Origin of the sequence: Sinomonas sp. G460-2, assembly GCF_047759905.1 — a bacterium.
In the GTDB taxonomy this organism is placed as follows: Bacteria; Actinomycetota; Actinomycetes; order Actinomycetales; family Micrococcaceae; genus Sinomonas.
This window is the reverse complement of sequence record NZ_JBKZWT010000586.1, coordinates 1-456: the sequence shown is the minus strand read 5'-3', so window position 1 is coordinate 456 and position 456 is coordinate 1. Positions and strand designations below refer to the sequence as shown.

The 456-nt window shown below is 62.5% G+C and carries 1 protein-coding gene; it reads left to right on the top strand.

Annotated elements, in window-relative coordinates; all coding sequences use genetic code 11:
- A partial coding sequence (locus tag ACLN58_RS22610; protein ID WP_415857439.1) for an MFS transporter occupies positions 1–456 on the top strand: 456 nt, incomplete at its 3' end.

Genomic DNA, 456 nt, shown 5'->3' with positions numbered 1-456 from the left:
ATCGTCCAAGGGTTCTCGGTGGGGGTCTGGGACCTGATCGTCATCCGGTTCCTCATCGGCATCCCGCTCGGCTCGGACATCTCCAACGGCTACGCGTACATCATGGAGTCGATGTCCAAGGGCGCCCGCGAGGTCATGGGCAGCCGCTGGCAGTTCATGTTCGGCCTCGGCGAGGTCTTCTCGATCGTGGTCATCACGATCATGTACGCGAGCGGGATCGACCACGCCATCTTGTGGCGAGTTGCGCTGGCCATCGGCGCCATCCCGGCGCTGATCCTGCTGCTGGCCCGGCTGAACCTGCCGGAGACTCCTATGTCCCTCATCCAGCGCGGGCAGTTCGTCAAGGCCAAGGAAGTGTCGCGGAAGCTCTTCGACGATTCGCTGGAGATGCTCCCGAACCAGGATGTGGAGATCGAGAAGCCCAAGGTCAGCGACTTCCTCAAGGTCATCTGGGCG